We start from the raw sequence: 19,034 nt of genomic DNA on the forward strand, positions 1-19,034 counted from the left end.
ACCGGACATGAAGCTCCCGCGCATCACCATTCTGGCCACGCTGCTGCTCACAGGGCCTGCGGCGGCGCAGCTCCAGATCACCCCGCCGGCCACAACGCCGAGCGCGGCACCTGAGAAACCGAAGCCGAAGCCGCACGCGCTCACCAACAAGAAGGAGGCTGCACCGGCGCCGAAACCTTCAGCCTCCCCGAAGCCGGGCCCCTCCTCCAAGCCGGCCCCGGCCGCGACGGTGATCCCCGCGCCGCCGACCGACAATTCCAATGTCGATCTGGTGTTCGGCGCCTACCAGCGCGGGCAGTACAAGACGGCATTCGAGCTCGCCACCGCCCGCGCGCAAGGAGGCGATCCCAAGGCGATGACCATGCTCGGCGAGCTCTATTCCAACGCCATGGGCATCCGCCGCGACTACGCCAAGGCGCAGGAATGGTACAAGCGCGCTGCGGACGCCGGCGACCGCGAGGCGATGTTCGCGCTTGCCATGCTGCGCATCTCCGGCCGCGGCGGCCCGGTCGACAAGGGCGAAGCGGTCAAGCTGATGGCGTCCGCCGCCAAGCTCGGCGAGCCGAAGGCGGCCTATAACCTCGCTTTGCTGTATCTCGACGGCCAGACCTTGCCGCAGGACGTCAAGCGGTCCGCCGAGCTGCTGCGCCAAGCCGCCGACGCCGGCCTTCCCGAGGCGCAATACGCGCTCGCGACCTTCTATAAGGAAGGCACCGGTGTGCCGAAGGACCCCGAACGGGCGGTGCGGCTGCTCCAAGCCGCTTCGCTCGCCGACAATATCGATGCCGAAGTCGAATATGCCATCGCCATGTTCAACGGCACCGGCACGCCGCAGAACCAACCGGCGGCTGTCGCGTTGCTCCGCAAGGCATCCCGCCAGGGCAGCGCGATCGCGCAGAACCGGCTGGCCTGGGTGCTGATCAACGGCATGGGCACGCCCGTGGACAAGATCGAAGGCTTCAAATGGCACCTGGTGGCCAAGACCGCCGGCAAGGGTGACCCGGAGCTCGACAAGCAATTGTCCGATCTGCCGGCCGAAGACCGGGCCAAGGCCGAGGCCGCGGCCAGGAAATGGCTTGGGACCAAATGACTTGACCTTGGCGCCCTCGCAGGGCACCCCATCCCTTAACAGGCGCGATTTCGCGCCATTTCCCCCCGATCAAGACCAGAGCTCATGCTGTACTCCGCAACGATCAATGTCATGGTGAAGGCTGCGCGTCGCGCCGGCCGCAGCCTCAAGCGCGATCTCGGCGAGATCGAGCATCTCCAGGTCTCGCTGAAGGGCCCGGCGAATTTCGTCTCGCTCGCCGACAAGCGGGCCGAGGAGATCGTCTACCAGGAGCTCGCCAAGGCCCGGCCCGGCTACGGTTTCATCGGCGAAGAGGGCGGCACCCGCGAAGGCAGCGACAAGAGCCATACCTGGATCGTCGATCCCTTGGACGGCACCACCAACTTCCTGCACGGCATCCCGCAATTCGCGATCTCGATCGGCCTCGCGCGCGAGGGCACTGTCATCGCCGGCGTGATCTACAATCCCGCTAACGACGAGCTCTACATCGCCGAGCGCGGCAAGGGCGCCTTCCTCAATGACCAGCGGCTGCGCGTGGCCGGCCGCCGCCAGCTCAACGAATGCGTGGTGGCCTGCGGCCTGCCCCATATCGGCCGCGGTGACCACGAGGAATTCCGCCGCGAGATGACCGCGATCCAGGACCGCGTCGCTGGCCTGCGCCGCTTCGGCGCCGCCTCGCTCGACCTCGCCTTCGTCGCCGCCGGCCGTCTCGACGGCTATTGGGAACGGAATCTGTCACCCTGGGACATCGCGGCCGGCCAGATCATGGTGCGCGAAGCCGGCGGCACGGTGAGCGATATCGACACGCCCGGCGATGCGCTGGTGACCGGGCACGTCGTGTGCGGGAACGAGTTCGTGCACGGGGAGCTTGTGAAGATCTTGCGGAAGTCGGCGTAAGGCGCCGCCACAGCGACGCTGCGCTCCCTCGCCCTGCAACCGGGCGAGGCAAGGGATGTGACGCGACCTGCTTAGTGTCGAACCGGCGCCGGTGGTCCGTAGGCCTCGCCTTCCTTCACCGCCGCCGGCTCCCGATCCCCGCCCAGCACGCGCTGCACCGAGACGAAGAACACCGGTACCATCAAGAGCGCCAGGATCACCACCGCGATCATGCCGCCCATCACGACGGAGCCGAGCGCTTGCTGGCTGGCGCCGCCGGCGCCGTGGGCGATCGCCATCGGCAGCACGCCGCAGATGAAGGCGAGGCCGGTCATCAGGATCGGGCGGAAGCGCAGGCGGCAAGCCTCGATGGTGGCCTCCACCAGCGGCTTGCCCTCCTTGCGCAGATCTTTCGCGAACTCGATGATCAGGATCGCGTCCTTTGCGGCAAGGCCGATGATGGTGATCAGGCCGACGGTGAAGTAGACGTCGTTGGGCAAGCTCCGCAGAGTCGCTGCGACGACCGCGCCGACGATGCCCAGCGGCACGGTGAGCAGCACCGCGAGCGGAATGGTCCAGCTTTCATAGAGTGCGGCAAGGCACAGGAACACCACGAACACAGACAGCGCCAGCAGGAACGGCGCCTGCGAGCCCGAGAGCTTCTCCTGGAGCGACTGCCCCGTCCATTCATAACCAAAGCCGCGCGGCAACCTGCCGGCGAGCCGTTCCATCTCGGCGATCGCATCGCCCGAGGTGAAGCCGGGTTTCGCCTCGCCGGAGATGCGCACAGCCGGGTAGTAGTTGAAGCCGGCGATCTGCGTCGGCCCGCGCGCCCATTCCACCGTGGCGAACGAGGAGAACGGCACCAGCTGGCCGCGGCTGTTCTTGACGTTGTAGTTGAGGATGTCCTCGGTCCGCATGCGGTCGCGGGCGTCGGCCTGCACCACGACGCGCTGCATGCGGCCGCGGTTCGGGAAGTCGTTGATGTAGTTCGAGCCGAGATTGGTCGAGATCGTGTTGTTGATGTCCTCGAAGGTGACGCCGAAGGCGCCGGCCTTCTCGCGGTCGATCACGAGATTGACCACGCCGGCCTCGGGCAGGCCTTCGATATAGACCTTCTGCAGCACGGAGCTCGCATTGGCCTCAGCGATCAGTTGATCAGCGGCGCGCATCAATTGCTGATAGCCCTTCTGGCCGCGGTCCTGGAGGCGGAACGAGAAGCCCGAGGAATTGCCGAGATTGTCGATCGGCGGCGGCTGGAGCGCTGAGATCTTTGCATCGCGAACGGAAGACGACAGGTCGCGGTTGATGTCGTTGACGATCGCGGCGGCGGAGTCCTTTGGCCCGCGTTCCGACCAGTCCTTCAAGGTGATGAACGCCTGCGCGGTGTTCATGCCCTGGCCGGAGAAGCTGAAGCCGGTGAGGAAGGTGACGTTATCGACGCCCGGCCGCTGTGCGAGATATTTTTCCACCTTTTCGATCACGGCTTCGGTGCGTGCGTAGGACGAATCGGACGGCGTCTGCACGTCGGTGGTGACGAAGCCCTGATCGTCGACGGGCAGGAAGCCGCCGGGCAGGTTGACGAAGGCCCAGGACAAGCCGACCAGCAGCGCGGCATAGACCAGCATCAGGCGGCCGGTCCGCTTCAGCGAGAATCCGACGGTTCGGGAATAGCGCTCCTTGCCGCCTTCGAGCATGCGGTTGAACCAGCCGAACACGCCCCTCTTCGCGTGACCGTGACCGGCCTCGACGGGCTTGAGCAGGGTCGCGCACAGCGCCGGCGTCAGCGACAGCGCCAGGAAGGCGGAGAAGCCGATCGCTGCGACCATGGTCACCGAGAACTGGCGATAGATGATGCCGACCGAGCCGGGGAAGAATGCCATCGGCACGAACACCGCCATCAACACCAACGTGATGCCGATGATGGCGCCGGTGATCTGCGACATGGCTTTTCGCGTCGCTTCCTTCGGCGGCAGACCTTCCTCGGCCATGATGCGCTCGACGTTCTCGACCACGACGATGGCGTCGTCGACGAGGATGCCGACCGCGAGCACCATGCCGAACATCGAGAGCATGTTGATGGAGTAGCCGGCAAGCAGCAGCGTGGAGCAGGCCCCGAGCAGTGCCACCGGCACCACGATGGTCGGAATGATGGTGTAGCGGATGTTCTGGAGAAACAAGAACATCACCACGAAGACCAGCACCACGGCCTCGACCAGCGTCGACAGCACCTTTTTGATCGAGGCTTCGACCACCGGCGTGATGTTGTAGGGAATCTCGTAGGTGATGTTCGCCGGAAAGAAGCGCGACAGCTCCTTCATCTTCGCTTCGACCGCGCTCGCGGTTGCCAGCGCGTTGCCGGTCGGCGACATCAGCACCGACAGGCCGGCGGTCGGCTTGCCGTCGAGGCGCGTGTTGAACTGGTAGCTGAGGCCGCCGACCTCGATACGTGCGACGTCGCGCAGGCGCACGGTCGAACCGTCGGCATTGGCGCGCAGGATGATGGCGCCGAACTCGTCAGGGGACGAGAGCTGGCCTTTGACCAGCACCAGCGCGGAGGTGCGCTGGCTCGACGTCGACGGCTCCGCGCCGATGCTGCCCGAGGCGACCTGCGCGTTCTGCGCGGCGATGGCCTTGTTGACGTCGTCGGCGGTCAGCCCATAACCGACGAGCTTGGCCGGATCGACCCAGACGCGCAAGCTGCGCTCGGTCGAGTAGAGCGTGGCGCGGCCGACGCCGGGAATGCGGCGGATCTCACCGAGCACGTTGCGGATCATGAAGTCGCCGAGGCCGACCTCATCGAGGCTGCCGTCGGTCGAGTTCAGCGTGATGATCTGAAGCACCGCGCTGGAGGCTTCCTCGATCAAGATGCCCTGCTGCATCACGGCGCGCGGCAGGCGTGCCTCGACGCGCTTGATGCGGTTCTGCACCTCGACCGAGGCTGCGCTGGTATCAGTGCCCGGCTGGAAATTGGCGATGATCTCGACCTGGCCGAGCGAGTCGCTGGTCGATTCGAAGTTGAGGATGTTGGCCGCGCCGTTGAGCTCCTCCTCGATCAGCCGCGTGACGCTGTTGTAGAGGTTCTCCGGCGAGGCGCCGGGATAGCTGGTCGAAACCGAGATCGAGGGCGGCGCGATGATCGGATATTGCGCGATCGGCAGCAGCGGAACCGCAATCGCGCCGATCAAGCAGATGAATAGCGCAACCACCCAGGCGAAAATCGGCCTGTCGATGAAGAAACTCGGCATGGCGCGTTACCGCGTGAGCTTCTGGGCGTGCCGGTTATCCGCAGTCGCGTCCGCCTCCGACCAGGATTGCGGTTTGACCTTGTCGCCGGCCGCGAATTTCTGGAAGCCTTCGACCACGACCTTGTCTCCGGCCTTCAGGCCCTCGGTGACGAACCAGAGTCCGTCCTGCACCGAGCCGGTGCGCACCGCCTGCACCGCGATGTGGTTGTCGTCCTTGACGACGAAGACCTCGCTGCCGCCGCCGCCATTGCGCTGGATCGCCTGCTGCGGCACCGCGATCGCGTCGCTATCGAGACCCTGATCGATGCGAACGCGGACATACATGCCCGGCAGGAGCTCGCGCTTGGGATTGGGGAACTCGCCGCGCAGCGTCACCTGGCCGGTATGGGCATCGACCTTGGCGTCGGAAAACAGCAGCTTGCCGTCGAGCGAATAGATGGTGTTGTCATCGAGCACGAGGCGCACCTTGGCGGCGTCGGCCGCAATACGCTCGAGATCGCCGCTTTCGAAGGCGCGCCGGAGCTGGTTGAGCTCGGTCACCGACTGGGTGAAATCGGCATAAATCGGATCGAGCAGCTGGATGCTGGCGAGATTGGTCTCGTTCTGGACCACGAGCGCGCCCTCGCTGACCAGCGCCGCACCGACGACGCCGTCGATCGGCGCGCGCACGGTGGCGTAATCGAGGTTGAGTTTTGCGCGCGCGAGTTCGGCCTTGCGGCCTTCGACCTCGGCCTGGGCCTGCCGCTCGGCGGCGATTGCCTTTTCGTTCTCGGCCTCTGGCGCGGCGCGATCCTTGGTGAGCGCAGCGACGCGGCGTGCCTGCTGGTGCGCTTGCATTGCAGCAGCCTCGGCCTTGGCGACTGCGGCCTCGTTGGCCATCACCTCGACCTCGAATGGGCGCGGATCGATGCGGTAGAGCGGATCGCCCGCCTTCACTTCGCTGCCTTGCCGGAACAGGCGCTCGACCACGATGCCGGAGACGCGCGGCCGCACGTCGGAGACGCGGGTCGGCGCGATGCGGCCCGGCAGCTCACGCACCACCGCACGGGGCTGCGGCTTGACGACGACGATGCTGACGTCAGGATCGGCCGGCGGGGCGGCGGACACGGCGGAGCTGGACTCCTCGCAGCCCGCCAGCAGCGGCGCTAAGGCCGCGAGCATCATTGCAACGCATGCCGATCGCGCACGAAGTCCTGACATGAAGTGGGGTGCCCCGATGTTGTTGAAACTGATCATGCGCGCGCGAGGCCCGTTCTGGGCCTTTTACACGCGGCTGATGCCGCCAAAATAGAATGCATCTGCTGCGATGCAACGCATGGCGCGGGCGGCTCATTGTCACACAGCGTATGATATTGAGTTTAGGCGGTTTTTGCCCTGTCACTTGATTGTGAGTCGGGGTCCACCGCCGCGTGCTGCGACGGAACATCGCAATTACTCGGCGGCCTTCATCCGGTAGTGGCTGACGCCCCATTCGGTTCCATCAGCGTAGCCGAACAGGCCCGACGTCGCGAGGAGAAACCAACGCCAGCGCCGCATCCAGAGTGCGGTCTCCTCGCCATAGACCTTGCGCAACGCGGCCTCGATGGTGTCGCGATGCGCATCGAAATTGGCGAGCCAATCATTCGCGGTGTGTTGGTAATGCGTGCCGCTCCAGCACCATTCCTTCTCGATTGCGAAGATGTCGTCGAATTGCCTGACAAGATGATGGCTCGGCATCAATCCGCCCGTGAAGGCGCGCTGCGCGATCCAATCCTCGGGCTTCGCCGGGTTGAACAGATGTGAGCCGGAGCGATGAGTGACCACATGCATGAAGAAGCGTCCGTCGGGCGCGAGCCATGCGCGCAGGCGTGTCATCAGCTTGCGCCAGTTCATCATGTGCTCGAACGTCTCGACCGAGACGATGCGGTCGAACTGCCCCTCGGGCGCGAACACGTTCATGTCGGCGGTCACGACCCACAGGTTCGACAGCCCGCGCCGCCGCGCCTCATCCTCGACGTAAGTGCGCTGTGCCTGCGAGGCCGACACGGCCGTCACCTTCGCGTGCGGAAACTGCCGCGCGATCCACAGCGACAGCGAGCCCCAGCCGCAGCCGAGCTCGAGGATGGTCTGCCCGTCGGCAAGACCGGCATGCTCGACGGTCTGGCGTAGAGCCTCCTCCTCCGCCTCCTGCAAGGAGGTCGCGTCGTTTTTGTAGAAGCAGCAGGAATGTTTGCGGCTGGGGCCGAGCACTTGCGCGAAGAACGAAGCAGGCACCTGGTGCTGCCGGCCGCCGGCAGCATCGGCGTCCTCGGCGATCGGCCGCAGCATCATCCGCCCGGCGAAGGCGGCATCGTCGGCCGCCCCCAGCGTGGACAGGCGCGTCGCCGTGCGCGAGCACAGGCGCTGGATCGCGGCACGAATCACCACGTCCGGTAACGGCACACGTTCGGCAGTGCCGATGATCGCGGAAACGACGCTCATGCGGCCCCCGAATGGCGAGCTCTTGCAGACACCTGCCTATCAAACTATCAAAGCGCGGCTTCCGGCCCAGGTTCCCCAAGCTCTCCCCGAAATCGGCGCATCCGGCGCTTTTTTTGGGCTGGCGCTGTGCCATAGTGCGCGCCGCAAGCAAGCTTCGTAACGGATGACACCGGCCATGCCGTCTGGCACTTCCCGCTCCACCATGGATATCGAGTACACAAAACTGTCCTCGCCCAGCGTCTTCCTGGTGCGGATGCTGGTCTTCCTGGTTCTGTGTACGCTGGTCGGCGTCGTGCTCTACAAGCAGATCATCCAAGCTTTCTTCGCCAATCCCGGCCTCAACGCCCTGATCGGGGCGGTGCTGTTCATCGGCATCGTGCTGGCCTTCCGTCAGGTCATCCGGCTTTATCCCGAAGTCTCCTGGGTCAACAATTTCCGCATCGCCGATCCCGGCCTGGCCCCGGCCCGGCACCCGAAGCTGCTGGCGCCGATGGCGGCGATCCTCGGCGGCGAGCGCTCGGGGCGGATGACGATCACCCAGACCACGATGCGGCATCTGCTCGATTCGATCGCGACCCGCCTGGACGAAGCCCGGGACATTTCCCGCTACATGACCGGTCTGCTCGTCTTCCTCGGCCTGCTCGGCACCTTCTGGGGCCTGATCGAGACGGTCGGCTCGGTCGGCAAGGTGATCGACGGCCTCAAGGTCGGCGGCGATGCCGGCGCGCTGTTCGACACCTTGAAGGAAGGCCTCGCCGCCCCGCTCGGCGGCATGGGCATCTCGTTCTCCAGTTCGCTGTTCGGCCTCGCCGGCTCGCTGATCCTCGGCTTCCTCGACCTGCAATCGAGCCAGGCGCAGAACCGCTTCTACACCGACCTGGAAGACTGGCTCGCCAGCACCGTGCGCGAATATGGCAATGGCGAAGTGGCGGTCGCTTCCGGCGGCGGTGGCGTCGCCAGCGGCGAACTCCAGGCCGCGGTCGAGCGGCTGCGCTCCGTGTTCGAGGAAGGCAGCGCCAGCCGCGGCACCACCGCGGCGATGGCGAGCCTTGCCGAAGCGATCCAGGCGCTGGTCTCGCACATGCGCACCGAGCAGCAGATGATCCGCGAATGGGCCGACGGCCAGGGCGAGCAGAACCGCGAGATCCGGCGCCTGCTGGAGCGCCTCGCCCGCCAGCCCGAGAAGAGTTGAGCAGCTAATACGGAAAGGCGATCATGGCTCTTGCCCGCGCGCGCCGCAGCGAAGGCACCTTCAACTACTGGCCCGGCTTCGTCGACGCCTTATCGACGCTGGTGCTGTCGATCGTGTTCCTGCTGTCGGTCTTCCTGGTCGTGCAGTTCTTCCTGTCGCAGGAGGTCACCGGCAAGGACAAGGCGCTGGAGCAGCTCAATGCCAAGATCGCCCAGCTCAACGAGCTCCTGTCGCTGGAGAAGCTCGGCAAGCTCACGCTCGACGACCAGGTCTCGCAACTGAAGGCGGGACTTGCCTCGGCCGAATCCGAGCGCGACCGCATCAAGGGCCTGTATGAGGGGCTCGCCAATGCCGGCAACGACGCGCAAGGCAAGACCGCCGAGCTCGGCAAGGCACTGGACTCGGAGAAAGCAGTCTCGGCGCGGGCGCTGGCGCAGATCGAGGTGCTGAACCAGCAGATCAGCGCGCTCAGGCGGCAATTGGCGGCGCTGGAAGAGGCGCTGGATGCCTCCGAGAAGCGCGACAAGGAATCGCAGAACCGGATCGCTGACCTCGGTTCTCGCTTGAACGTTGCTTTGGCGCAGCGCGTGCAGGAATTGTCGCGCTACCGCTCGGAATTCTTCGGCCGCCTGCGCACCATCCTCGGCAACCGCCCCGACATCCGGATCGTCGGCGACCGCTTCGTGTTCCAGTCCGAAGTGTTCTTCGACACCGGACAGGCGACCTTGCTGCCCGAAGGCCGCGCCGAGCTCGACACCTTGGCGGCAGCGCTGATCGAGCTCGACAAGAAGATCCCGAGCGAGATCCCCTGGGTGCTGCGCGTCGACGGCCACACCGATGTGCGTCCGGTCAATGGCCCGAACTTCAAGTCGAACTGGGACCTGTCCGCGGCCCGCTCCATCTCGGTGGTGCAGTACCTGGTCTCGCTCGGCGTGCCGGCCCAGCGCCTCGTTGCCGCCGGCTTCGGCGAATTCCAGCCGCTCGATCCCGGCAACACCGAGGAGGCCTACAAGCGCAACCGCCGCATCGAGCTGAAGCTGACGGAGCGGTAGTGAGCGCCCTCCACCTCCGCCCCTACCGACCCGAGGACGAGGCGGCCGCGATCGACCTCTGGCATCGCACCTGGCAGCAGGCGTATCCGCAGATCGATTTTGTGGCGCGGCTGGACTGGTGGCGCGAGCGCTGGCGCAAGGACCTGGTGCCGAAGGCCTCTATCGTCGTCGCCGAGCAGGATGGCGCGCTCACCGGCTTCGTCACCATCGACGACGACGGCTATCTCGACCAGCTCGTGGTCGATCCCGCGCATTGGGGCTCGGATGCAGCCAGGCTGCTGGTGGAAGAAGCCAAGCGGCTGTCGCCCTCAGGCGTTACGCTGCTCGTCAACAAGGACAACGCCCGCGCCATCCGCTTCTACGAGCGCAACGGCTTTTCCCATGCCGGCGACGATGTGAACCCGACCTCGGGCCGGCCGGTGCTGAAGATGGCGTGGCGGGCGTGAGGCCTGTCACGCCGGGATCCCGCGACGTTCGTTAGTCGTTGTAGTCAGAGCAGCGATGACAAGCGGATGGAGACGATCGATGAAGCTGCGCGATCTGGCCAAGGGTTGCTCGGTCTTTCTGGGTGTCATCGTCGCCGGATATGTGTCGACGACCTATGTCGACCAGCGCTTTGCGACGCAGGTCAACACAACGAGTTCTCCGTCGAGCAGCCCTGCGCCATCGGCCTGCGTCGATAGGGACGGCAGCTGGAAGAACTGGCCGTGGCCGAACGTGCCGGCGCTCTCGCCGAAGTGCCGGTAAACACGGCTCCTTTACAGACCGCTGTCATTACCCGCGCAGGCGGGTGATCCAGTATTCCAGAGACAACATTGATTGAACCGAGACGCCGCGGCGTACTGGATCGCCCGCTTTCGCGAGCGATGACACTGTGCGTGGGGCAGCGATCGCAGCGCCTCACGTCGATCGCTCAGGCTCTCACGCCCCCTCGAACTGCAACCGCGCCAGTCTCGCGTAAAGCCCGTTCGCTGCCACGAGTTCGGCATGCGTGCCCTGCTCGACGATCCTGCCCTGGTCCATCACCAGGATGCGGTCGCAGGACAAGACGGTGGCGAGGCGATGGGCGATCACCAGCGTGGTGCGGTGGCGCATCAGCTCTTCCAGCGCGGTCTGCACCAGCGTTTCGCTTTCAGCATCGAGGGCGGAGGTGGCTTCATCCAGCAGCAGCAGCGGCGCATCGCGCAGGATGGCGCGCGCGATGGCGATGCGCTGGCGCTGGCCGCCGGAGAGCGTCACGCCGCGCTCGCCGAGCGCCGTCTCGAAGCCTTCGGGCAGCCGGCGGATGAACTCGGCGGCATGCGCGAGCTCGGCGGCCCGCTCGACCTCGGCATCGGTCGCATCCGGCCGGCCGAAGCGGATGTTCTCGCGAGCGCTTGCCGCAAACACCACCGAGTCTTGCGGCACCAGCGCGATGCGGGCGCGGACATCGCGCGGGTCGGCGGACCTGACCGGCACGCCATCGAGCGAGATCGCGCCGCTGCGCGGATCGTAGAAGCGCAGCAGCAGATGAAAGATCGTGCTCTTGCCGGCGCCGGACGGACCGACGATCGCGACCTTCTCGCCCGGATGCACGGTGAACGACACCGCATCGAGCACGTTGACGTCGTGCCGCGCAGGATAGGCGAAGCTGACCCGATCGAAGCCGACCTCGCCGCGCGCCGGCATCGGCAGAGCGCGTGGCGCGGCGGGCGCGGTGATCTCAGGCCTTACATGCAAGATCTCGAACAGGCGCTCGGCAGCACCGGATGCCGCCGACACCTCGCCCCAGACCTCGCTGAGCTGGCCGAGTCCCGCCGCGGCGAACACGGCATAGAGCACGAACTGGCCGAGCCGGCCCGGCGTGATCGCACCGGTGAGCACATCATGCGAGCCGATCCAGAGGATCGCGACAATGCTTGCGAACACGATGAAAATGATGATGGCGGTGAGCACGGCGCGGGCCTGAGTCGAGGTGCGCGCCGCCTCATAAGCCTGCTCGACATTTCCGCCGAAGCGCTTCTCGGCGAACTGCTCGCTGGTGTAGGCCTGCACGGTGCGGATCGCCCCGATCAGCTCGCCGGCATAGGCCGAGGCGTCGGCGAGCGTATCCTGCGCATTGCGCGACAGCCGCCGTACCCAGCGCCCGAAAGCCACCAGCGGCAGCACGATCAAAGGTATGGCCAACAGCACGAAGCCCGACAATTTCGGGCTGGTGATCACCATCATGGCGGCGGCGCCGAGAAACATCATCAGATTGCGCAGCGCGATCGACACCGAGGCGCCGACGGCGGATTTGATCTGGGTGGTGTCGGCGGTGAGCCGCGAGATCAGCTCGCCGCTACGCGCGGAGTCGAAGAAGGTCGGCGAAAGCGAGAGCAGATGCCCGAACACGTCGCGCCTGAGGTCGGCGACGATGCGCTCGCCGATCGTCATCACGAGGTAGTAGCGCGCAGCGCTCGCCAGCGCGAGCACGGCGACCACCGCGAGCATCACCGAGAAGTAGCTGTTGATCAGCTCGATGCCCTCGGGCGTCAGGCCGAAATCGATCATCCGGCGCACCGCAACCGGCACCAGCAGCGTGGTCAGTGCGGCGACCGTCAGCGCGAGGAAGGCCAGTGCCGCGCGGCCGCGATAGCGGCTGATATAGGGCGCGAGCGCGAGCAGCGGCCGCAGCTTGGCGCGGCCCTTGGCCGGCTGCTCGATCAGATCGGCCTCGATCGATGGCGTGTCGGCGGAATTCACCTGGGAATTCACTTGGGAATTCACCTGGGAATTCATTTCAGGCTGATCGACATATTGGTCATCAAGCCGTTCCACTGCGCTCATGAGATCCGACCCATTGCATTCGTTTGCTCCCAATAGGCCGGAGCAAGGGTACTGGCAAATCCGGGGCGTCCCTTAGGGAAGCCCGGTTGACCGCCTGCGATGGCTTGTTTTGCAGGGGATGGTGAGGTATAGAGCCGGCCAAATCCGTCATTCGCGAGCCACCCAAGAAGGCGCCGGGGCGCCGAGGAATTGCCATGAAAGCCGAAATTCACCCGAACTATCATACGATTAAGGTCGTTATGACCGACGGAACCGAGTACCTGACCCGCTCGACCTGGGGCAAGGAAGGCGACACGCTGAACCTCGACATCGACCCGAAATCGCACCCGGCCTGGACCGGCGGCAACGCCCAGCTCATGGACCGCGGCGGCCGCGTCTCGCGCTTCCAGAAGAAGTTTTCGGGCTTTCTCAAAAAGGATTGATCCGGCCACGGGCTGGAGACGAAAAAACGCCCCTGGCAGAGCCGGGGGCGTTTTTGTTTTCTATCACGCTGTCGTTCCGGGGCGGCTCGGAGAGCCGAACCCGGAATCTCGAGATTCCGGGCGCGATGCTCACGCATCGCCCCGGAATGACAGTGAGACCTCTACCGCTCGAACGCAGCCTTCAGCGCGTTGAGGTGCGGCACCAGCGGGTTGCCGATCGCAACGTGTTCGGCGGGCGGGGTGTGGATGGTGGTGTCGAGGCGGCGCACGCGGGTCTGCAGGCTCATCGAACGGTGGATCAGGTCCTGGAGCTGCGCGGGCAGCTTCTCGATGGTGTCGGCGGGACCCGGATCGGCGGCGGTCAGCTTCACCTTGGTCTTCTCGCGATTGGCCTGGCTCAGCGTCATCTCGCCTTCTTTCACCGCGCGGTGCAGCAGCAGCCACGAGGCGAGCTGCATCAGGCGGGTGGTGAGACGCATGCTCTCGGTTGCATAAGTCAGGCTGACGGCACGGTCGAGCGCCTTGGCTTCCGTGCGCCCGGCGCCGTCGAGATAGGCGGCGGTTTCCTCGACGAGGTCCATGCCCTCGCGGAACAGGACGCCGAACGCCGCAGAATTGGTGAACCGCTCGCTGAGTTGAACGAGAGCGCCGTCGGCTTGCAAACGTTCCATGGTTAACGCCCCTTACGCAACTGTCTGACTGTCCGGCTTGGCGCCGGCTTATGATGAACAAATCATTGCCCGGGCAGGACGCCGAGTCCAGCCACAAGCGCGGATATGGTTTCCGCGGGTCTTTCCCAGGGACTCAAGCGCAACGAGACGCAAAAAAGCGGCGTGGAGGCAAAAAAAGAGCCGCCGGAGACCGGCGGCTTTGAAAGTTGATAACAGGGAGGCGTCAAACAGAGTGGACAGGAGCCACTCGGTGTCCAAACGAGGACAGTTCCAGTCATAAACCCGAAAGCTTAATCTGGAGTAAACGAGCTAATTTTTTGAGAGTTCGTTAGCCATGTCGGCCAATGGCTGAGTGGGGGTGTCGTGTCCCGGACGCTGTGCCGCACGAACGCCCTCACCGTCGTCCCGGGGCGCCACGAGGGTCGCGAGAATCCATAAGCACGGACGGATGGAGCGGCCCGCCTCTATCAGCGTGCCCGTTTCGATTTCCCGGGGTTATGGATTCCGGGCTCGGCGCTGACGCGCCGCCCCGGAATGACGGCGAAGAGATTACGACTTGAAAACACTGTTCGCCGCATCGCGCGAGGCGCGCTTCTTGGTGGCGGCTTCTTCCAACCTTGCGATCTCGGTCTTGAGCAGGACGACGCGCTCGGTCAGTTCCTCGACCGACAAGAGTGAGAGATCCTGTCCGATTTCATGGCTGATCTTCTTGCGCGGCCGGTCGTCGTCTTCCATCGGCATCGTCGTTCCTCCTGCGTTCGCGGCTGGGGCGGTTGCCAGCTTGGAGCGCGCTGGCTAAGCAATGGCCTCGTTCCCATTTCCGCACCTTTGCTCAAGGACACATCATGGACAAGCTGCCCGCGCAAATGACCGTGGTCGCCATCTCCAAGCACGGCGGACCCGAGGTGCTCGTGCCGGAACAACGGGCCGTGCCGCAGCCCGGTCCTGACGAGATCCTGGTCAAGGTCGAGGCCGCCGGCGTCAACCGGCCCGACGTCGCCCAGCGCTCCGGCGCCTATCCCCCGCCGCCCGGCGCCAGCGACTTGCCGGGCCTGGAGATCGCGGGCGAAGTGGTGGCGGTCGGCAGCAATGCCAAGCGGCACAAGGTTGGTGACAAGGTGATGTCGCTCGTCGCCGGCGGCGGCTATGCGCAGTACTGCATCGCGCAGGACGCCCAGGCCATGAGCGTGCCGCCGTCGCTGTCGATCAAGGAGGCCGGCGCACTGCCGGAAACTCTGATGACGGTCTGGCACAACGTGTTCGAACGCGGCGGCCTCAAGTCCGGCGAGACGCTGCTGATCCATGGCGGCTCCTCCGGCATCGGCACCATGGCGATCCAGCTCGCCAAAGCGTTCGGCGCAAAAGTGTTCGTCACCGTGGGCTCGCAGGACAAGATCGATGCCTGCGTCAAGCTGGGTGCCGACCGCGCCATCAATTACAAGACTGAAGACTTCGTCGCCGTGATCAAGGAAGAGACCAACAAAGCCGGCGTCAACCTGATCCTCGACATGGTCGCCGGCGACTATGTCGATCGCAACTATGACGCCGCCGCAGTTGAGGGCCGCATCGTCCAGATCGCGACCCTCAACGGCCCCAAGGTCAACGTCAACATTGCCAAGGTGATGGTGAAGCGCCTCACCCATACCGGCTCGACGCTGCGCCCCCGTAGTAATGCGGACAAGGCGGCGATGGTGGCCGCGATCGAGGCGAAAGTGATGCCGCTTTTGCGTGAAGGTCGCATCAAGCCGCTGATGGACAGCACTTTCCCGCTGGAAAAGGCAGCCGATGCGCACCGGCGCATGGAGACGAGCGCACATATTGGCAAAATTGTGTTGGAGGTGTAGGCCGCCGGCCCACAGGGCAAGGCGGAAACCCTTTGATTTTCCTCGCTTTCATGGCATCTATCGCGACGCACCGAACCAAGTCTGTCCGGTCTGAAATCGCCTTGCACTCGAAGTTTGCGTCGAACGCGGAGAACTGACCTTGCGTCTGATCAGGTGCCTCGCGCCCATCGCGCTGGGCCTCATGATGCTCGTTGCCGCGTCCCCTGCACGCGCGCTCGACGCTGTCAGCGTTCGCAGTGACGCGCCCGCGATCGATCTCACCGGTGTGCTCGAGCATCAGCGCAGCGATGCCGATCGCATCCAGGTCTCGACCGCGCCCGGCACCGACGGCATCGTCCGCCGCATCGAGGTGCGCGCCCGCGAAGGCGGCCAGAACTGGGTGGTGTTCGCGCTTGCCAACAACACCGACGACCAGCTCGACCGCCTGATCGTCGCCCCGCATTACCGCATCGTCTCGTCAGGGCTGCTCTGGCCCGACCTCGGTCTGTCGCGCATCGCCACCATCACGCCTTCGACCGGTGACCGGCCCGAGCGGCAGGAAAGCCCGACCGCCGATGTCTTCCGCATCACGCTCGACCCCGGCGCCGTCATCACCTTCGTTGCCGAGCTGCGTACCGACAAGCTGCCGCAGCTCTATCTGTGGGAGCCGGAAGCCTACAAGGACAAGGTCAACTCGTTCACGCTCTACCAGGGCATCGTGATCGGCATCTCCGGCTTGCTCGCCTTGGTGCTGACCATCCTGTTCGTGGTGAAGGGCAGCATCATGTTCCCAGCCGCCGCGGCGCTGGCCTGGGCGGTGCTGGTCTATATCGGCGTCGATTTCGGCTTCTGGGGCAAGGTCCTCGACATGTCGAACAACGCCGAGCGCATCTGGCGCGCGGCGGGCGAAGCGATCCTGGCGGCGACGCTGCTGGTGTTCCTGTTTGCCTATCTCAACCTCAGTCGCTGGCATGTGCGCTATTCGCACATCACGGTGGGCTGGCTCGCCTTCCTGGGATCGCTGGTGGCGCTTGCGCTATTCGATCCGGCGGTCGCCTCCGGCATCGCGCGTATCTCGCTGGTGCTGATCGCCTTCGCCGGCTTCGCGCTGATCGTCTATCTCTCCACCCACGGCTTCGACCGCGCGGTGCTGCTGATCCCGACCTGGTTCCTCCTGGTGGTCTGGGTCGTGGCGGCGGGAATGACGGTCGCCGGCTCCGTTACCAACGACATCGTCGGCCCGGCCCTGCTCGGCGGCCTCGTGCTGATCGTGATGCTGATCGGCTTCACGGTGATGCAGCACGCCTTCGCCGGCGGCGGCGCTTCGACCGGTGTCGTCTCCGACATCGAACGGAGGGCGCTGGCGCTGGCCGGCTCCGGCGATCTGATCTGGGACTGGGACGTCTCCGCCGACAAGGTCTTCACCAGTCCCGAGACCGAGGCCTTGCTCGGCCTCAAGCGCGGCACGCTGGAAGGCCCCGCTGCCTCGTGGCTCGAAGTGCTGCACCCGCTCGATCAGGATCGCTTCCGCGCCGCGCTGGACAGCGTGTTCGACCAGCGCCGCGGCCGCCTGGTGCAGGATTTCCGCCTGCGTACGCCGGACGGTCACTTCATGTGGTTCGCGCTGAAGGCGCGCCCGGTGGTCGGCTCCGACGGCGAGGTCTCGCGCGTGGTCGGCACGCTCACCGACGTCACCGAGCTGCGCAACGCCGAAGAGCGCCTGCTGCACGATTCCGTGCATGACAACCTCACCGGCCTGCCCAACCGAAAACTGTTCATGGACCGGCTGGGTGCGGTGGCGCATTTCGCCAAGACCATGCCGACGCTGCGACCGACGCTGATGGTGATCGACCTCGACCGCTTCAAGCAGGTCAACGATTCCGTCGGCATCGCGGTCGGCGATTCCATCCTGCTGACGCTCGCCCGCCGCCTCACCCGCATCCTGAAGCCGCAAGACACGCTGGCACGAATGGCCGGCGACCAGTTCGGCCTGATCCTGCTCTCGGAGCAGGACCCCGCCCGCATCACCGCCTTCGCCGAGACCATCCGCAAGACCATCCGCGCCCCGATCGCCTTCAACGATCGCGAGATCTTCCTCACGGCCTCGATCGGCCTCGCTTTGTCTGATCCGCAGACCCAATTGACGGACGAGATCATCAAGGACGCCGAGCTCGCGATGTATCACTCCAAGCGCATCGGCGGCGATCGCATCGACGTCTACAAGCCGGCGATGCGTGCGCGGAAGACCGACCGGCTGACGCTGGAGAGCGAATTGCGCCGCGCCATCGAGCGGCAGGAGATCACGATCCTGTACCAGCCGATCGTGCGGCTGGAGGATCGTTCGATCGCGGGCTTCGAGGCGTTGGCGCGCTGGGACCATCCGAAGCTCGGGCGCATGGCGCCGTCGGAATTCATCACCATCGCGGAAGAGACCGGGCTGATCGTCGACCTCGGCATGTTCGTGCTCGACCAGACCGCAAAACAGCTCGCGGTGTGGCAGCGCGCGATGCGCTCGCGCGAGCCGATCTTCGCCTCCGTCAACGTGTCGTCGCGGCAGCTGCTGCGCCACGATCTGATCCACGACATCCGCACCGTGCTGTCGCGCTCCTCGGTCGCCCGCGGCACGCTGAAGCTGGAATTGACGGAATCGCTGGTGATGGAGAATCCGGAGCATGCGGCGCAGATGCTGACGCGCATCCGCGAGCTCGGCACCGGGCTGTCGCTCGACGATTTCGGCACCGGCCATTCCTCGCTGGCCTATCTCCAGCGCTTCCCGTTCGACACCATCAAGATCGACCAGTCCTTCGTGCGCACCACCAACCGCGGCACGCGCCCGGTGATCCTGAAGTCGATCATCGCGCTCGCGCACGACCTCGGCATGGACGTGGTCGCCGAAGGCGCCGAGACCGATTCAGACGCGGTCGAGCTTTACCAGATGGGCTGCGAATATGCGCAGGGCTTTGCCTTCGGCGAGCCGATGGATGCCGATGCCGCGATGCGGCTGCTGACGGAAGTGCGGCTGGAAGCGGCGAGCTAGGTTACCTCCCCTGGAGGGTGGCAGCGCGCCGGTGCGCTACCGCCGCCGCTCCTTCTTCTGCTTCCTGAACCGCACGCTCGCACCGTCAGGCATGCGCGTCGCCACAAAGCCGGCGGCGAGGCAGGCTTCGCGTTGCGGCATCTGGATGTCGGGGCTGCGCAGGCTGTCCCACCAGGAGGCACGATGCGCCGCGCGCGGCAGGGCCGCGCCGATGATCTCCTCGATCTGCTCGAAGCTCAGCACCAACTCATCCTGCTTCTGCCGCATCAGATAGGCGCGCAACGCGTCGTAGTCGTTCACAATGGTCCTCTCGTCCCGCTCGCATGAGACTGCCCAAAACCCTGCGCCTCATAAACCGATTCTTAACTCATTGCGG

16 protein-coding genes are annotated in these 19,034 nt (G+C 65.4%); 9 read left to right on the forward strand and 7 right to left on the reverse strand.

All coding sequences use genetic code 11. The features are described 5' to 3' along the window. Positions 1-7: 7 nt before the first annotated feature. Both IVB12_RS30400 and IVB12_RS30405 read left to right on the forward strand, forming a co-directional pair. Positions 8-1,090 (forward strand): tetratricopeptide repeat protein, encoded by a 1,083-nt coding sequence (locus tag IVB12_RS30400; RefSeq protein WP_247304682.1) that lies wholly within the window; start codon positions 8-10, stop codon positions 1,088-1,090. An 84-nt stretch (positions 1,091-1,174) separates the two neighbouring features. After that, complete coding sequence (locus IVB12_RS30405) at positions 1,175-1,966, forward strand: inositol monophosphatase family protein (protein WP_247304685.1); 792 nt, start codon at positions 1,175-1,177, stop codon at positions 1,964-1,966. A gap of 71 nt (positions 1,967-2,037) precedes the next feature. Here IVB12_RS30405 and IVB12_RS30410 read toward each other — a convergent pair whose 3' ends face one another. From IVB12_RS30410 to IVB12_RS30420, 3 genes are all read right to left on the reverse strand, one after another. Continuing rightward, positions 2,038-5,193: a multidrug efflux RND transporter permease subunit gene (locus IVB12_RS30410; RefSeq protein WP_247304688.1), complete on the reverse strand. Its 3,156-nt coding sequence runs from the start codon at positions 5,191-5,193 to the stop codon at positions 2,038-2,040. A 6-nt stretch (positions 5,194-5,199) separates the two neighbouring features. Beyond that, positions 5,200-6,393: an efflux RND transporter periplasmic adaptor subunit gene (locus IVB12_RS30415; RefSeq protein WP_247304691.1), complete on the reverse strand. Its 1,194-nt coding sequence runs from the start codon at positions 6,391-6,393 to the stop codon at positions 5,200-5,202. A 231-nt stretch (positions 6,394-6,624) separates the two neighbouring features. Beyond that, positions 6,625-7,653: a cyclopropane-fatty-acyl-phospholipid synthase family protein gene (locus IVB12_RS30420; RefSeq protein ID WP_247304694.1), complete on the reverse strand. Its 1,029-nt coding sequence runs from the start codon at positions 7,651-7,653 to the stop codon at positions 6,625-6,627. Between the two features lie 175 nt (positions 7,654-7,828). Here IVB12_RS30420 and IVB12_RS30425 point away from each other — a divergent pair, with 175 nt between their 5' ends. The 4 genes from IVB12_RS30425 to IVB12_RS30440 all read left to right on the forward strand — a co-directional run bounded on the left by IVB12_RS30425 (position 7,829) and on the right by IVB12_RS30440 (position 10,644). Further along, a complete protein-coding gene (locus IVB12_RS30425) occupies positions 7,829-8,845 on the forward strand; it encodes a flagellar motor protein MotA (protein WP_247278086.1) in 1,017 nt (338 codons plus the stop codon). A gap of 23 nt (positions 8,846-8,868) precedes the next feature. Beyond that, positions 8,869-9,897 (forward strand): peptidoglycan -binding protein, encoded by a 1,029-nt coding sequence (locus IVB12_RS30430; RefSeq protein ID WP_247304698.1) that lies wholly within the window; start codon positions 8,869-8,871, stop codon positions 9,895-9,897. After that, positions 9,897-10,343: a GNAT family N-acetyltransferase gene (locus tag IVB12_RS30435; RefSeq protein ID WP_247304701.1), complete on the forward strand. Its 447-nt coding sequence runs from the start codon at positions 9,897-9,899 to the stop codon at positions 10,341-10,343. Before IVB12_RS30430 ends, IVB12_RS30435 begins: the two co-directional genes overlap by 1 nt. A 79-nt stretch (positions 10,344-10,422) precedes the next feature. After that, positions 10,423-10,644: a hypothetical protein gene (locus tag IVB12_RS30440; RefSeq protein ID WP_247304704.1), complete on the forward strand. Its 222-nt coding sequence runs from the start codon at positions 10,423-10,425 to the stop codon at positions 10,642-10,644. 174 nt (positions 10,645-10,818) lie between these two features. Here the strand turns inward: IVB12_RS30440 and IVB12_RS30445 are convergent, their stop codons facing one another. Further along, on the reverse strand, positions 10,819-12,657 hold the full coding sequence (locus tag IVB12_RS30445) for an ABC transporter ATP-binding protein/permease (protein WP_247304912.1): 1,839 nt from the start codon (positions 12,655-12,657) through the stop codon (positions 10,819-10,821). A 242-nt stretch (positions 12,658-12,899) separates the two neighbouring features. On the opposite strand from IVB12_RS30445, the gene rpmE reads away from it, so the two are divergent. Further along, positions 12,900-13,127 carry a 50S ribosomal protein L31 gene (gene rpmE / locus IVB12_RS30450; protein WP_007599895.1) on the forward strand — a complete coding sequence of 76 codons (228 nt, stop codon included), beginning with the start codon at positions 12,900-12,902 and terminating at the stop codon, positions 13,125-13,127. A gap of 161 nt (positions 13,128-13,288) precedes the next feature. Here the strand turns inward: rpmE and IVB12_RS30455 are convergent, their stop codons facing one another. Then, positions 13,289-13,798 carry a DUF1465 family protein gene (locus IVB12_RS30455; RefSeq protein ID WP_008569199.1) on the reverse strand — a complete coding sequence of 170 codons (510 nt, stop codon included), beginning with the start codon at positions 13,796-13,798 and terminating at the stop codon, positions 13,289-13,291. Between the two features lie 549 nt (positions 13,799-14,347). Next, positions 14,348-14,539: a DUF1192 domain-containing protein gene (locus IVB12_RS30460; RefSeq protein ID WP_247304707.1), complete on the reverse strand. Its 192-nt coding sequence runs from the start codon at positions 14,537-14,539 to the stop codon at positions 14,348-14,350. Between the two features lie 104 nt (positions 14,540-14,643). Here IVB12_RS30460 and IVB12_RS30465 point away from each other — a divergent pair, with 104 nt between their 5' ends. Then, positions 14,644-15,642: an NAD(P)H-quinone oxidoreductase gene (locus tag IVB12_RS30465; protein WP_247304710.1), complete on the forward strand. Its 999-nt coding sequence runs from the start codon at positions 14,644-14,646 to the stop codon at positions 15,640-15,642. Positions 15,643-15,781: 139 nt separating this feature from the next. Then, positions 15,782-18,658: an EAL domain-containing protein gene (locus tag IVB12_RS30470; RefSeq protein ID WP_247304713.1), complete on the forward strand. Its 2,877-nt coding sequence runs from the start codon at positions 15,782-15,784 to the stop codon at positions 18,656-18,658. 36 nt (positions 18,659-18,694) lie between these two features. Here IVB12_RS30470 and IVB12_RS30475 read toward each other — a convergent pair whose 3' ends face one another. Then, entirely contained in the window at positions 18,695-18,958 is a 264-nt protein-coding gene (locus IVB12_RS30475; RefSeq protein WP_247304715.1) for a hypothetical protein, read from the reverse strand. Between the last annotated feature and the right edge of the window lie 76 nt (positions 18,959-19,034).

The sequence above is a fragment of the Bradyrhizobium sp. 179 genome, assembly GCF_023073535.1.
GTDB lineage: Bacteria > Pseudomonadota > Alphaproteobacteria > Rhizobiales > Xanthobacteraceae > Bradyrhizobium.

Bases quoted from the DNA above. Each gene is read 5' to 3' on its own strand.
- IVB12_RS30400 (WP_247304682.1), top strand. From the start codon at position 8: ATGAAGCTCCCGCGCATCACCATTCTGGCCACGCTGCTGCTCACAGGG.
- IVB12_RS30405 (WP_247304685.1), top strand. From the start codon at position 1,175: ATGCTGTACTCCGCAACGATCAATGTCATGGTGAAGGCTGCGCGTCGC.
- IVB12_RS30410 (WP_247304688.1), bottom strand. From the start codon at position 5,193: ATGCCGAGTTTCTTCATCGACAGGCCGATTTTCGCCTGGGTGGTTGCG.
- IVB12_RS30415 (WP_247304691.1), bottom strand. From the start codon at position 6,393: ATGTCAGGACTTCGTGCGCGATCGGCATGCGTTGCAATGATGCTCGCG.
- IVB12_RS30420 (WP_247304694.1), bottom strand. From the start codon at position 7,653: ATGAGCGTCGTTTCCGCGATCATCGGCACTGCCGAACGTGTGCCGTTA.
- IVB12_RS30425 (WP_247278086.1), top strand. From the start codon at position 7,829: ATGCCGTCTGGCACTTCCCGCTCCACCATGGATATCGAGTACACAAAA.
- IVB12_RS30430 (WP_247304698.1), top strand. From the start codon at position 8,869: ATGGCTCTTGCCCGCGCGCGCCGCAGCGAAGGCACCTTCAACTACTGG.
- IVB12_RS30440 (WP_247304704.1), top strand. From the start codon at position 10,423: ATGAAGCTGCGCGATCTGGCCAAGGGTTGCTCGGTCTTTCTGGGTGTC.
- IVB12_RS30445 (WP_247304912.1), bottom strand. From the start codon at position 12,657: ATGAATTCCCAGGTGAATTCCCAAGTGAATTCCCAGGTGAATTCCGCC.
- rpmE (WP_007599895.1), top strand. From the start codon at position 12,900: ATGAAAGCCGAAATTCACCCGAACTATCATACGATTAAGGTCGTTATG.
- IVB12_RS30455 (WP_008569199.1), bottom strand. From the start codon at position 13,798: ATGGAACGTTTGCAAGCCGACGGCGCTCTCGTTCAACTCAGCGAGCGG.
- IVB12_RS30460 (WP_247304707.1), bottom strand. From the start codon at position 14,539: ATGCCGATGGAAGACGACGACCGGCCGCGCAAGAAGATCAGCCATGAA.
- IVB12_RS30465 (WP_247304710.1), top strand. From the start codon at position 14,644: ATGGACAAGCTGCCCGCGCAAATGACCGTGGTCGCCATCTCCAAGCAC.